The 12,468-nt window shown below is 36.6% G+C and carries 17 protein-coding genes; 8 read left to right on the forward strand and 9 right to left on the reverse strand.

What is annotated here, in order from left to right; genetic code table 11:
* Positions 1 to 11: 11 nt before the first annotated feature.
* The 4 genes from LLS04_RS05230 (at position 12) to LLS04_RS05245 (ending at position 1,721) form a co-directional block, all read left to right on the forward strand.
* Entirely contained in the window at positions 12 to 686 is a 675-nt protein-coding gene (locus LLS04_RS05230; RefSeq protein WP_123171800.1) for a potassium channel family protein, read from the forward strand.
* Between the two features lie 114 nt (positions 687 to 800).
* Positions 801 to 1,112 carry a thioredoxin gene (gene trxA, locus LLS04_RS05235; RefSeq protein WP_003775489.1) on the forward strand — a complete coding sequence of 104 codons (312 nt, stop codon included), beginning with the start codon at positions 801 to 803 and terminating at the stop codon, positions 1,110 to 1,112.
* A gap of 61 nt (positions 1,113 to 1,173) precedes the next feature.
* A complete protein-coding gene (locus LLS04_RS05240) occupies positions 1,174 to 1,476 on the forward strand; it encodes a rhodanese-like domain-containing protein (protein ID WP_323610637.1) in 303 nt (100 codons plus the stop codon).
* Entirely contained in the window at positions 1,473 to 1,721 is a 249-nt protein-coding gene (locus LLS04_RS05245; RefSeq protein WP_003775485.1) for a metal-sensitive transcriptional regulator, read from the forward strand. Before LLS04_RS05240 ends, LLS04_RS05245 begins: the two co-directional genes overlap by 4 nt.
* A gap of 25 nt (positions 1,722 to 1,746) precedes the next feature.
* Here the strand turns inward: LLS04_RS05245 and LLS04_RS05250 are convergent, their stop codons facing one another.
* Positions 1,747 to 2,232, reverse strand: a complete 486-nt coding sequence (locus LLS04_RS05250; RefSeq protein ID WP_323610638.1) for a hypothetical protein — start codon at positions 2,230 to 2,232, stop codon at positions 1,747 to 1,749.
* Positions 2,233 to 2,398: 166 nt separating this feature from the next.
* Between LLS04_RS05250 and LLS04_RS05255 the strand changes: the two genes are divergently transcribed.
* Entirely contained in the window at positions 2,399 to 3,844 is a 1,446-nt protein-coding gene (locus LLS04_RS05255; protein ID WP_323610639.1) for a beta-galactosidase small subunit-related protein, read from the forward strand.
* A gap of 24 nt (positions 3,845 to 3,868) precedes the next feature.
* Here LLS04_RS05255 and LLS04_RS05260 read toward each other — a convergent pair whose 3' ends face one another.
* The 4 genes from LLS04_RS05260 to LLS04_RS05275 are packed head-to-tail and all read right to left on the reverse strand — an operon-like array spanning position 3,869 to position 6,591.
* The gene (locus tag LLS04_RS05260; protein ID WP_003775478.1) at positions 3,869 to 4,285 is read right to left on the reverse strand and encodes a gamma-glutamylcyclotransferase family protein; all 417 of its coding nucleotides are present in this window, start codon (positions 4,283 to 4,285) and stop codon (positions 3,869 to 3,871) included.
* On the reverse strand, positions 4,285 to 4,926 hold the full coding sequence (gene pcp, locus LLS04_RS05265) for a pyroglutamyl-peptidase I (protein ID WP_323610640.1): 642 nt from the start codon (positions 4,924 to 4,926) through the stop codon (positions 4,285 to 4,287). The genes LLS04_RS05260 and pcp overlap by 1 nt, the downstream gene beginning before the upstream one ends.
* Positions 4,927 to 4,951: 25 nt before the next feature.
* On the reverse strand, positions 4,952 to 5,905 hold the full coding sequence (locus LLS04_RS05270) for a DUF979 domain-containing protein (RefSeq protein WP_275159450.1): 954 nt from the start codon (positions 5,903 to 5,905) through the stop codon (positions 4,952 to 4,954).
* 2 nt (positions 5,906 to 5,907) lie between these two features.
* Positions 5,908 to 6,591: a DUF969 domain-containing protein gene (locus LLS04_RS05275; protein WP_254007326.1), complete on the reverse strand. Its 684-nt coding sequence runs from the start codon at positions 6,589 to 6,591 to the stop codon at positions 5,908 to 5,910.
* A 400-nt stretch (positions 6,592 to 6,991) separates the two neighbouring features.
* Between LLS04_RS05275 and LLS04_RS05280 the strand changes: the two genes are divergently transcribed.
* The 3 genes from LLS04_RS05280 (at position 6,992) to LLS04_RS05290 (ending at position 9,714) form a co-directional block, all read left to right on the forward strand.
* Positions 6,992 to 8,224, forward strand: a complete 1,233-nt coding sequence (locus tag LLS04_RS05280; RefSeq protein ID WP_323610641.1) for a DUF349 domain-containing protein — start codon at positions 6,992 to 6,994, stop codon at positions 8,222 to 8,224.
* Positions 8,225 to 8,285: 61 nt separating this feature from the next.
* A complete protein-coding gene (locus LLS04_RS05285; RefSeq protein ID WP_323610642.1) occupies positions 8,286 to 9,365 on the forward strand; it encodes a hypothetical protein in 1,080 nt (359 codons plus the stop codon).
* Positions 9,352 to 9,714, forward strand: coding sequence for a maltose acetyltransferase domain-containing protein (locus tag LLS04_RS05290; protein ID WP_323610643.1), 363 nt, complete (start codon positions 9,352 to 9,354; stop codon positions 9,712 to 9,714). The genes LLS04_RS05285 and LLS04_RS05290 overlap by 14 nt, the downstream gene beginning before the upstream one ends.
* Before the next feature lie 210 nt (positions 9,715 to 9,924).
* Here the strand turns inward: LLS04_RS05290 and LLS04_RS05295 are convergent, their stop codons facing one another.
* The 4 genes from LLS04_RS05295 to LLS04_RS05310 form a co-directional block, all read right to left on the reverse strand.
* Positions 9,925 to 10,671 (reverse strand): phospholipase D-like domain-containing protein, encoded by a 747-nt coding sequence (locus LLS04_RS05295; RefSeq protein WP_323610644.1) that lies wholly within the window; start codon positions 10,669 to 10,671, stop codon positions 9,925 to 9,927.
* A 130-nt stretch (positions 10,672 to 10,801) separates the two neighbouring features.
* A complete protein-coding gene (locus LLS04_RS05300) occupies positions 10,802 to 11,182 on the reverse strand; it encodes a hypothetical protein (protein ID WP_323610645.1) in 381 nt (126 codons plus the stop codon).
* A gap of 14 nt (positions 11,183 to 11,196) precedes the next feature.
* The gene (locus LLS04_RS05305) at positions 11,197 to 11,721 is read right to left on the reverse strand and encodes a ClbS/DfsB family four-helix bundle protein (RefSeq protein WP_323610646.1); all 525 of its coding nucleotides are present in this window, start codon (positions 11,719 to 11,721) and stop codon (positions 11,197 to 11,199) included.
* 28 nt (positions 11,722 to 11,749) lie between these two features.
* Positions 11,750 to 12,466, reverse strand: a complete 717-nt coding sequence (locus tag LLS04_RS05310) for a B3/B4 domain-containing protein (protein WP_323610647.1) — start codon at positions 12,464 to 12,466, stop codon at positions 11,750 to 11,752.
* Positions 12,467 to 12,468 lie beyond the last annotated feature (2 nt).

Raw genomic sequence — 12,468 nt, forward strand, 5'->3', positions numbered from 1 at the left:
GGAGCGAAATAATGACAAATAAAACTGTTGCTATCTTAGGGCTTGGATTATTTGGAGCATCGATTGCGAAAACATTAGCGCGACATAAAGTTGATGTTATTGCGATGGATTCGAAAATGGAACGTGTTGAAGAAGTAGCGAATTTAGTAGAGCATGCTGTTCAAGCCGACTTCACCAAACTTGAACAACTCGAAGCTGCGGATGTCGCAAATGCCGATATCGCAATTATTGCGTCGGGAGAACGTTTGGAATCCACAATCCTCGGTGTTCTAAATCTTAAAAAGTTGGGTTGTAAACATGTTATTGTGAAAACAAAAAATATGGATTACTATGAAGTTCTGAAAAAAGTAGGTGCTGATCGTGTCGTGTTACCAGAAGTAGAAATGGGAAAACGACTGGCAAATGAGATTGCGAAACATAGTGTAATAGATGCCTTGAGAATTGATGATCGATACAATATTGTCGAGATTCATGCACTTTCATCATGGTATGGTAAAAGCATTAACGACTTAAACCTTCGTCAAGAGTATGGTTTTAATATTCTTGGTATGAAGTGTGATAATAATCAAGAGTTTCAAATTCTTGTGAGTCCAGAATATAAAGTGCGTGAAGGGGACCTCTTCTTTGTACTTGTCGAAGAAAAAGACTTACAACGCTTTAATGATCTAGAGGATCACAATGAATAAGGATCGGGACAATCTTTAAAAAGATTGTCTTTTTTTATGCAAATCACTTTACTATTATACCGTAGGGGGTATAATAGAGTCATAAGGTAAATAACCAAAAGGAGTGTAACAATTATGGCATTACATATAACAGATAAAGACTTTAAAGAACAAACTTCAGAGGGACTCGTATTTGTAGATTTCTTCGCTGAGTGGTGTGGACCATGTAAAATGCTTGCACCTGTAATTGATGAACTTGCAGAAAAATATGAAGGTAAAATCAAAGTTGCGAAACTAGATATTGATGAAAACCGCCAAACTGCAACGGAATTTAATGTTATGAGTATACCAACAATGATCTTGTTTAAAGATGGCGAACCTGTTGAAAAAATCAGTGGATTCCAACCAAAACAAGCACTTGAAAAATACTTAGACAGTAAAATATAATTGTAAAGATATGATATAATGTGGCTTATGCCACATTATATTTTTTAGGAAGGGTATCAGTATGTATAAAACTATTATGACCCCAGAATTAGAGTCACAGTTAAATCGTAACGAAAGTTTGAATATCATTGATGTTCGGGATGTGTGGGAGTTTGAAAGTGGTCATATTAAAGGCGCGCTAAATATTCCACTTGGTGAATTGGCAGATCAGTATAAGAAACTTTCGAAGGACAAGATGTATCATATAATTTGTCTAACCGGTCAGCGTTCTCAAGAAGCATCTCGTTTTCTTTCGGATCAAGGATTTCAAGTTGTGAATGTAATGGGTGGTATGTCGATTTATAAGGGAGCGATGTCACAATGACATGTGAAAAACAATTATTAAACCGTTTAAAACGAGCTGAAGGACAAATACGAGGTGTTACGCGTATGCTTGAAGAAGGTGAGAGCTGTCAAGATGTCTTGGTTCAATTAACGGCTGTACGATCAAGCGTTGATCGTATTATTAAACTGATTGCAGTAGACAATCTACTGGATTGTGTCGATGAATCGGGTCGTGATCATGAACGCGTTCAAGATGCAATCAATCTCATCGTTAAGTCTCGATAACGAGATACAATAAAATAAAAAGCACCTATGCAGTAGGTGCTTTTATTTTACATGTTGTATTATTGATTTCATAACGTGTCCAGACAAGTCCGAGAAGGATTAGTACTAATGAAAGTAATTTGTACGGAAGTCCGGCTAACGGAAGGGCCATGACTGAGAAGGCAATTCCGATGTTTGCGAAAAATGCAATAACACAAGGGGTACATCCGTAGGTAAGAATTCCGAATAGAATCGATACAAAGCTGAGATTTGCACCTTTACTTTCGATACCTTTTAGATCCACCATAATTGTATTTAAAACCATTAAGAGACCACTGAGAACTGCCATTAATAGATTTATAAACACATTGATAATAACGAGATACATACCATATTCAAGTATCATCTCACGGTAACTGAGGTTGAAGGAATCAATCAGCGTATAGATTGCGAGAAAGAAAATCGAAAATAACGCAAGTTTCATCAACGACCTCGGTGACCTAAGTTTCTGTAATGCTTCATTAAACATCATTGTCCACCTCTTATTATTACAAAACTATTATACCACAGGGGGTATATATATAAAGGATTATGCTTTTATTCGCTCATGAAGCATTTAATATTTGACATCACCAGTCTAGGGTGGTATCTTTTTAGAAAGCGCATTCAGATGCATGTTTTTATAAGGAGGCGAAATCATGAAATGCGATCAAATAGAACTAAAGAGTCAGGAAGATGAACTTCCGTGTAGCTCTAAAAATAAAGCAATAAGTATTCCGAAAGTTAAGGGTCATATACTAAGCGGATGTTTTGGTGATGACTTTCGAGCAGATAGGCAAGAATGTAGGGCTCAAAGACTAAGGAATACAGATTGTGATCGATCGCAAAGGCAAGATTTCGATATACATCTGGAATGTCCAATACAACATCAATTGGATGAACTTCACGAATGGTGTCAGGGTAAGTTATCGGGTCATTTCTCACCTCGATACCAAGTCTTAACCTTTAGCCAGTTTAATCCCAAAACAAAAACCATAAGTGTTCGTAATAATTTTAAACACTTAAATACGGAACATGCGGTGTTTCGGTCGTGTGTGCTTAAAGATGGGCACAGAATTTTAGGATCAGAATCATCCGTAACGATCGCTATTGGGGTGGGGGAAATTCAAGAAGTACCTGTAAATACACCAAGTTTTTATGAATTTGATGCAATGTATCACTTAAATCTTTATGTTAAAGATCCTTACACAGATGAGGATGTGTTGTCTCATCAATTGCGTCTTCATCATTTGGTGAAGCAAGAGGTTTCAATGGCGGATGATTATGCCGCTATTAAAGTTGTGGAGTCACAAGAGCGATGTGATGTATACGGCGAATATTTTTCACTGTCTTTTAATAAAAAAACGGGTTTTATGGATTCGTATTGTTTTCATGATGAAATGTTGTTTTGTCGGCCGATGAGTCTACTGTGTAATCGTGGACCGATGAATTATGAAGATAACGAACATTGGAATTCGTTTACACGTGAGTGGTCGCAGGAAGCCGTTGAATCGACGACACAGCATTTTTCAATTGTAGTTGTAAATGATTCGCGCGTTCGCATTACGGTTCGTAGTGTGCTTGCAAATGGTTCTGTAGTGCATACAATTTATAAAGTCTACGCAGATGGACGTGTATGGGTGCGGCAATCGTTTAAGCCCTCAATCCATTCGGGTCTGTCGATGATTGGATTTAAGATTCCTCTTGAACCGTCATATAACGCGTTTCACTATTTTGGAAAAGGTCCGCATGCGAATTATCAAAATTTAAATGACGATCTCGGTTTGGCTGTATATGAGGAAGTTATCGAAGAAGAAGTAAGTCCAAAGACGTATAAAAATCATACGCAAATCTTTTGGGCTTCCTTGACGAATTCATTGCAAAAAGGCCTTATGATCAAGTCTGATCGATTACCACTTAATGTTGGGGCGTGTAGAACCAATGATGACTGTGTAGCATGTATTGTGGCAGTTGATGTTGTCGGATGGTTATCAAAGCACGATCCTCAGTTTTTGGATGTTCATCGTGAATATCATTATGAATTTGAGATGATTCCGGTCACAAAAGGACAAGAGGATGTTTATTACAAGGTTAAGATGATATAAAAAAACATGCCAATTTGGCATGTTTTATTTTTTCGAGGTTTTAAATGCTCTCCAACTTCCTTCTGGAAGAAGAATTGCTTCATCAAACCGAACATCTTGATCTTTAAGATTATAGAAGTAAACACCCAGTTCTACTGTATCACCATTTTCTTTGGTAATGGTAGAGGGAATGCGTTTATACTCATCATCATCACGTCCATTAAAACCTTCCATCGCATCAATATCATCGATAATGAGACTGAGGTCTTTAACTGTAATGATTTCACCCCAAACCTTGGTGTTGCCTTCTTGTAAAAGTGCTGGATAGCCTTTATAAGGCATATCATACAATGTTCCAAGAACATAAGCTTTTTCAATTGAAACAACATGTCCATCGACATATTTATCAAAATTAAAGAACCCTTCCATTAAAGATCCATAAACAAACATTTGATTATTCATTAGCTGATTGCGCCACCTTGAATTTTGTGATCTTCTTTAACCGTTACGGCTGTAGCGATACATACTTCTAAGCCCTTAGCGATTTGTTCTAAAGTTAAGCTTGGTGCAGTCGGTTTATCCATAACTTGTTCTGTTGCGAAAGGCACATGAATAAAGCCACCGCGAACATTAGGATATTTTTTATCAACTAAATAGAGTAATCCATACATAAGATGATTACATACAAAGGTACCTGCTGTGTTTGAAACACTTGCGGGAATTGAAGCTTGCTTCATATTCTCAACCATTGCTTTGATTGGTAATGTAGCGAAATATGCTGCTTTACCATCTTCGAAGATTGTTTCATCAATCGGTTGATTGCCTTCGTTGTCTTTAATACGAGCATCATCTTGGTTGATCGCTACACGTTCAGGTGTAACCCCAAAACGATTTCCAGCTTGACCAACACAGATGACAATGTCAGGTTGATGATTAGCCATCGCTTCATCTAATACCTCAACCGATTTGTTGAAGACGGTTGGAACTTCGAGTTTAAGTACTTCGGCCCCTTCGATTGTATCAGGGAGTAATTTAACTGCTTCATAAGCAGGATTCATTTTTTCCCCACCAAATGGATCAAAACCTGTAATTAAAACTTTCATAGATACGTCCTCCTTCAATAATTTTTTAGAAAGCTAAGAAATACATCAAGAAGATATGGATTACGAGCATAATAAGAGCCATAGGTGCTTGATATTTAATAATAGAATATTGTGATTTTGTTTCAAGAAGTGCAGCTGGAACAATATTAAAGTTCGCAGCCATTGGTGTTAGTAAAGTACCACAGAAACCAGCTGTCATTGCAAGCGCACCTGCAATCAGTGGGTTAGCACCTTGTGCAAACACAAATGGAATTCCAATTCCAATTGTAATAACGGTAAATGCCGCAAAAGCATTACCCATAATAATTGTAAAGATGGCCATACCAACACAGTAAGCAACAACACCTGCAAAGATGTTTCCATTAGGAATAAAGCTACCAAGTAGTGTCGCAATTAAACTACCAACTCCAGCTGTTGTAAAGACAACACCTAGGGCTGAAAGCAATTGCGGTAAGATACTGAATGAACCCATTGTACGCATAAGACGTGTTGCGTCATTCATGACACCTTTAGGTTTTGTTTTTGTAATAATAAAGGTTGCGATTAATCCACATGCTGCAGACAATCCAATTGCAATATACCCAAGAACACCAGCACTAACACCTGGCGCAACTTTTGGTAATACAAAGGAGAATAAGAATGCTCCGATTGCAATAAATACAGAAGGAATAAAGATTTTAAATCCGATTCGATCTGATTGTTCATCACGGAAATCTTGAGAAATTTGCTCAATATCTCCAATATTAACGGTCTTCATAAATGAAAGGACTCCAAGTGCTAACACAAGTAACCCGTTAATTTTATTAGGAATGTATTTTCCTAACATAAATAATACGGCTAAAATAATCCAAAATGATGCGGCACCGTATTTGCGGTTATCATCAATATTGCGATATGCTGAAATTGCAGTTGCGATAAAAATACAACCAACAACCATATACCACATTTCTAAGAATAATTCCCAAAAATTAGCTGTCATAATTATTTAGCCCCTCTCTTAATGCGACGATCTAACAGAACTGTTTGAACGCCTCCAAGTACTAGAGCAATTACAAAGACTGGAACGCTCCAAAGTGCGATTCCTTGGTGTGTTACGTCATAACCTTGTTCAACAAGTGTTTCAACAATTAAGATAACACCACTTGCATAAGGGAATAAGTTTTGACCAAAGAAGTTACCATAGTTTTCAGCAGCAGCGGCACCTGCTTTAATTTCTTCTTCCTCTGCAACGGATAATGCGGAACCTTTTTCTTGAATTCCAGCACCCTCAGCCATTGGATGAATCAATGGACGGACAAATTGAGGATGTCCTCCTAAACGTAATGCACCAGCAGCGGCACATTGGCGAATTAATTGGTAAACCCAAATAACACGGCCTGCTGTAAGAACTTTCATTTTTTGAATAAGTTTTACAGCTTGTTCTTTTAATCCATAACGCTCACATACCCCAACTACCGGTAGCGTTAAGACAAAGATCGTTAAACCACGGGACTTAACAAAGTTAGAACCCAGTGTTTCTAAAATCTCACCAATGTTCATACCACCAATTAAAGCAGTAACAACAGCAGCGACTAAAACAACAGCGATTGAATCAATTTTCATTGCAAATCCAACAACAATAATAAGAACTCCAACTAGGAGCCAAAGATTAACAGTATCGACCATACACTTCTCCTCTCGTATAGATTTAACTATACGTAAGATTATAAAATGAAACAGGATTCATTACAACTAAAAGACGACGGTATTTTCAGGATTCAACCCATCAACTTCCAAAAACAAGATAAAATATAGACAAATTGAAGACAAATAACACACCTTAATTCGAGAAAAAAGGCTTTAAACAGGGTATATTAGACGGTTTCAAAGATTTTTAGATTGGAATGATTGATAAACTGAAAAAATAAATCAAAATAAATGTAAGAAAACGAAAAATGCATGTTTGCACACATGAATTTCACGTTTAAATCACATATAAATGATATGATTTATTAGATAATAAAGAAGTATTTTGGATTCATGCAAAATTTATGCATGACATAATATTTCAATTGATAAGAAAGAGGTGTTCGACATTAACGAGAAAAAAATTAATGAGACAGAAGAAGTAGTAGAAAAGGAAGTAAGAGAGCCTGAATTTTCGCGACATGATTTTGGATGGGAAAGTCTTGCTTCTGTGGAAACGTCTCGACAAAACCAATTAATTTCAGAAGTATACAGTGTTATGAGTACAGGGGATGATGAACGCATTGAGTTCGTTAAGAAAGAATGGGAATCTTTATCTGAAGAAGGCATAGATCAAGATTTAGAAGATAAATTTAAAACAGCACTTGATCAATATGAACATCGTCAAGAACGACTCGAAAGTGCACGTTCCATTAAAAAAGATTTAATTGAACAAGCCGACCAACTAAAAAAATCTACAGACTGGAATAAAACAGCCGTTAAATTACAAGAACTTCAAAAACAATGGAAAGAAGCTGGATTTGCGGGTCAAGACGTAGATCAAGAACTTTGGGAAAAATTCCGTGCGATAAATGATGAGTTCTTTGATGCTCGCAGTACACATTTTGAAGAAATGACGGTACTTCGTAAAGATGCGAAAGAATTGAAAGAAGCCTTAATTGTCGAAGTAGAAGCAATTAAAGATTCGACCGAATGGAAAGAAACATCGGATGTAATGCGCGATTTAATGACACGTTGGAAAGAAGCCGGATTTGCTGGTCGTGAACATGAAGATCGTTTATGGGAAGAATTTAACGGTCATCGTCAAAATTTCTATCAAAAACAACGAGAGTTCTTTGACGGATTACGTGCTGAACAAGATAACGCGCGTGAGAAAAAAGAAGCGATTATCGAAAAGGCGAAGGATCTTGTACAAGCATTCAACGATGCAACCACACGTGAAAATATGGAAGCACTGTTTAATGAATGGAAAGATGCAGGACATAGTGGTCGCGATCATGAACCAAAACTTTGGGATACATTTAGAAGTATTCAAGATGATTTCTATGCACGCATAAAAAATCGAGATTTTAATCGACAAGAATCACGTCGTAATGAAATCGAAGAAGAACTTGAACTGCTCGATGTTCGTTGTGATGCTTTAGAAGAACTCAATGAAAAAATTAAAGTTAAGATTGCAAGTCTTGAAGGTCAAGCAAAAACAAATGATTCTGAAACGTTACAAGAAGAAATTGCAGGTCTTAAAAACAACTATGAAGAAAACGAAGCAAAACTTGATGAATATGTTCGTGAACAAGCAAAACTTCAAAATGAATTAAATCGAATCTTCTAGTTTTAACCACTCTTGCATGAGTGGTTTTTTTATGGTCTAATAGACATGAAAAGAGGATTATATGAAAAATAAATTATTGAAAATAACCTTAGTTTTTCTTTGCGCATTCTTAGGATTTGCGGGAGGGCACATGGCCCAAAAGCTATCCTTTACATATAGTATTGGTCCCCTGAATATTTTTCTTGCGTCGATGGGCTTTATAATATTAAGTTTTATAATCCATATTGTGATGCACGAAACAGGTCATCTTATCTTTGGTCTCATTACGGGTTATCAATTTATTCTGATTCGTTTTTTCTCATTGACACTGATCAAAACAAATAACGGATATAAATTGAAATCGCTCAAAATTCCAGGTACTGCCGGACAGTGTTTGATGATGCCGCCTAAAACAATGAACGAAGACTTTCCGACTCAACTTTATAATTTTGGAGGACTTATTACAAATGGTGTCATTACACTTGTGGCTCTTGTGCTCCTTGTAATGTTTCCTGTTGGACCCTACATGCAAATATTTCTAACCTTACTGATTCTCCTCGGAATATTCGCGATTTTGGTGAATGGACTTATTATGGAAGATACACCCAATGATGGTTACAATGCATCCTTGTTAAGACATCGCTCAGAGTTACGTCCTTATTTCTGGTTACAACTTTACGTTATTGGTATGAAAGCACAGGGGAAAGGTTATGAAGAAATCAATCCAAGTTTTATTAAATCGATTCCACTTCAAGATTGTGATAATCCCATTGGTCTAACGGCTCAACTTATTTATATTGAATCGTTGAAGTCAAATCATGACCGTATTGAAGCATATGAAGCGCTTAAGGATCTCGAAATGATCCCAATTCAAAAAGTATTTGTGGACCTTGATCATGCTTCCTGTTTAATGTTAGAAGGGGAGGTTGTAGAACCCACTCCAATGATGAATACTATTGTGAAGAAAATCAAAGGGAATCCAGATTGTTTGAAATTTGAATTTTTGAAAGCGTTAGTGATTGAGAAGGATGAAGTACGTGCTTCGCAAATTCTTCAAAACTTCAATAAAGAAACCAAAAACTACCCATACCGTCACGATGTCGCATTAATATATAAAGAACTCGTTGATTTTGAAAATGAGTATCGTCATGCAGGCGTTTGAGAAGATGATTCGTGGAGAAATGTATCGTAGCGATGATCCAACATTAATGAAACTCAACTTAAAAGCAATAGAGTGTACAATCCGTGCAAATCAAGAAGCAAATGGCACTGTACGCTCGGATATTTATCGAGAAATACTTGGTAGTGCACCTGAAACCTTTTGTATTTGTCCTGGCTTCGCATGTGACTACGGTGTAAACATTCATCTAGGAAATCATTTTTTCGCAAATCATAACTGTGTCATGCTTGATGTCTGTGAAATTCGATTTGGTGATCACTGTATGTGCGGACCCAATGTCCAAATTTATACGGCTACCCACCCGCTTGACCCTTCTACACGAAGTTCGTGACGGGAGTATGGAAAACCAGTCAGTGTTGGAAACAATGTGTGGCTAGGTGGAGGTTGTATTCTATTACCCGGCGTTTCCTTAGGGGATAATGTAGTGGTCGGAGCGGGAGCTGTTGTCACACAGAGTTTTGGAGATAATGTTGTTCTTGCTGGAAACCCTGCGAAAATTATTAAAACAATCAAATAAAAAAAAGTCCGAGATGGACTTTTTTTAGTAGGCAGGTTCTTCAAAGTATTGTTTTCCAATTTCATTAAAATAGAATTGCTGACATTCTTTATCATTTAAAAGGGAATCAATATAGTGATGTAAGTCATTCACTTCATCCTTTTCATGAATACTCATGCAAGATTCATAGTTTGAATAAAAACCGTTTTTTGTAAAATTGAGGGAACCAATAAAAGCAACATCATCCACGACATACAGTTTTGTATGAAGTTTTTGATAGCGGTTGGTTTTCCAAATAGAAATAGGCATATTCGGCTCGTAAGCGTAGCTATAGATGGGTGTCTTATGAATATGATCGAAATATTTGAAATTTGCGGTAAATAACACCATAACAACTATTATTTCAAACCAAAAACCAACAGTTCCTTTAAGTGTTAGTGCATGCGCTAAAATAATAAAATTAACTAAACACCATCCTAATGCAATCAAACGTCCCATACGTTTCTTTCGTAATGCTTCATCACTTTTAATGCGTGTTTGGGTGAACAGGGTGTGTGCCAAATCTTGATTTGCTTTTTGACCTTGTTTATAATCCCAGGTGAACACTAAACCCGTAGCAATCCCTGCTTGATGTTGTTTGATTAACTTCTGTACATAATCCTTATTTACATATGGGGATACAATCTTAATAGTTTGTTTACTTTGATTAAAACGTGTCATAATTTCTTTTCCGGCACCTTTACCAATATAAAGATCCCCATCGACACGACTTAAATTTATATGATTAGACACAATAAAATCTCCTTTAATAACGATACACATCATAAATAAGGAATTGATGACTTACAAGTTTATCCTCTCAATCACACAAAAAACGAGTATTAAGTAGTCAAAAATATAGATACACAAAATAAAAAAACCATCATACGATGGCTTTATGCTTAACTCGATTTAAAAGTTTTTGTGAATCAATGGTTTCGATTTCATTAGCATCTATATAAAGCAGATTCGTTAACGTTTCTGTTTCAGTAAAGTCTAACTTAGGACGAACCCGTTTGAGTGCTTTCTCAATTTTATGAATTTGGTCAAAAGGATCCAATGCATCATTGGTGATGATTTCTTTACAAACAATATAATGATAAAGAAGTTCCTTCTGGTCTCGTTTTGGAAATAACTCAAGGAGTACGTTTTGAATCATTTGCTTTTGTTGCTCACCGCGTGGAAAGACCTTTTTTAGATATTTTTCGCGATCACGATCGAGATCTGCTTTAGGACGAAAATTAAACCAATTATCAATACCCATGGTATCACTTCCTTTTAATCTATTATATCACGCTTCAAAGCTTTATACTGTTTTCTTAATTTTTTTAGTGCCCAATCGTAATGCGATGAGGTGGCGCTGATAAAATAAGCACCTAGGGTTGTTGTTTTGGTAAATGGGTAAACCTTGCGATCAAATAACGATTCTTGAGTATGGTTATGAATTCGACTTACAACTTCCGCATGGGTGCTTTGAATTTCCGTAAGTGCATCTTCCAAGGATGTATTTTGGTATGCTTCCCAGATTTTGTAATTTAGTTCCGGTGTTGTTTTCCAAGTAAAGCCTTTTGCGGGAATATCGGGCATTCCATTTTCTATAACACCGATTTGATACCATCGGATCATCATTTTATGCCATTCGATTAAATGACATAAAACATCTCGTAAGTTACGATCTCGATCTTCGAGTATGAATGTTGTATTGCGTTCTTCTTCGCTTAAAGAATTGATAAATTCATTTAATTTATTAAAGTTTTCAGATGCTGCTTCGAGCAATGTTTCTTTTGTTTGTGGACGTGCCATGATTTTCTTCTCCTTTTTAAATTATCTTTTATTCAAGATTGAGACTTACGTTTTCGTAGTCCATGATAGTGCTTTTTACAGACCCACCAAGATATTGTTCAACATATGTTGCAAGGTGTTGGGTAGCCTTTTCTAAATCGTCACGACGTGTTGGATCGACACACTCAATAATTAAGAATGCATTCGTTGTGTCATTTGTTAACATGGTGCGTTGACCATCACGCCAATTCCAACAACGACAGACTGCACCAACATCATCAACGTATGCGATTTCTCCCGGAAGTGTATTATCGGGTTCTGTATCTCCCAGAGCCATAAATGAATCATTTCCTTGCGTTTTAATTAATCGCAAAGACCCTACAAACGTATCGATGTCTTCACCACCACAAGGAAGCCCATACGTCAGCGAGATTGCGTTGTATATATCAACAAGGGGATTGATCGAACCAACCGTATTTCCCTTAGAAACCCGCTTCAACAAGGCCTCAATCGATACACGTGCACCTTTTTTGGTTTTAAACTTTTGATATGCGTCACGCCATACAGAAACAACAGTATTTTGACTTAGAACATCTTCTGTAAGATGCTTTTGAGCGTCGTGATGACTCTCATCAAGAAATTTAGAAATTGCAGTCATTGCTTCAGAATTAAGATTTTTGTTTTGGACATCGTGTGCAAGCACAATTCCAAAGCAAGCATCAGGAAATAAAGACCAAAAATCATCAGATATTTTAAATTGTGTCATGG

It is taken from the genome of Erysipelothrix enhydrae (assembly GCF_035066605.1).
Taxonomy (GTDB): Bacteria; Bacillota_I; Bacilli_A; order Erysipelotrichales; family Erysipelotrichaceae; genus Erysipelothrix; species Erysipelothrix amsterdamensis.

Coding starts and splice junctions, on each gene's coding strand:
- LLS04_RS05230 (WP_123171800.1), top strand. CDS start 12: ATGACAAATAAAACTGTTGCTATCTTAGGGCTTGGATTATTTGGAGCA.
- trxA (WP_003775489.1), top strand. CDS start 801: ATGGCATTACATATAACAGATAAAGACTTTAAAGAACAAACTTCAGAG.
- LLS04_RS05240 (WP_323610637.1), top strand. CDS start 1,174: ATGTATAAAACTATTATGACCCCAGAATTAGAGTCACAGTTAAATCGT.
- LLS04_RS05245 (WP_003775485.1), top strand. CDS start 1,473: ATGACATGTGAAAAACAATTATTAAACCGTTTAAAACGAGCTGAAGGA.
- LLS04_RS05250 (WP_323610638.1), bottom strand. CDS start 2,232: ATGATGTTTAATGAAGCATTACAGAAACTTAGGTCACCGAGGTCGTTG.
- LLS04_RS05255 (WP_323610639.1), top strand. CDS start 2,399: ATGAAATGCGATCAAATAGAACTAAAGAGTCAGGAAGATGAACTTCCG.
- LLS04_RS05260 (WP_003775478.1), bottom strand. CDS start 4,285: ATGAATAATCAAATGTTTGTTTATGGATCTTTAATGGAAGGGTTCTTT.
- pcp (WP_323610640.1), bottom strand. CDS start 4,926: ATGAAAGTTTTAATTACAGGTTTTGATCCATTTGGTGGGGAAAAAATG.
- LLS04_RS05270 (WP_275159450.1), bottom strand. CDS start 5,905: ATGACAGCTAATTTTTGGGAATTATTCTTAGAAATGTGGTATATGGTT.
- LLS04_RS05275 (WP_254007326.1), bottom strand. CDS start 6,591: ATGGTCGATACTGTTAATCTTTGGCTCCTAGTTGGAGTTCTTATTATT.
- LLS04_RS05285 (WP_323610642.1), top strand. CDS start 8,286: ATGAAAAATAAATTATTGAAAATAACCTTAGTTTTTCTTTGCGCATTC.
- LLS04_RS05290 (WP_323610643.1), top strand. CDS start 9,352: ATGCAGGCGTTTGAGAAGATGATTCGTGGAGAAATGTATCGTAGCGAT.
- LLS04_RS05300 (WP_323610645.1), bottom strand. CDS start 11,182: ATGGGTATTGATAATTGGTTTAATTTTCGTCCTAAAGCAGATCTCGAT.
- LLS04_RS05305 (WP_323610646.1), bottom strand. CDS start 11,721: ATGGCACGTCCACAAACAAAAGAAACATTGCTCGAAGCAGCATCTGAA.
- LLS04_RS05310 (WP_323610647.1), bottom strand. CDS start 12,466: ATGACACAATTTAAAATATCTGATGATTTTTGGTCTTTATTTCCTGAT.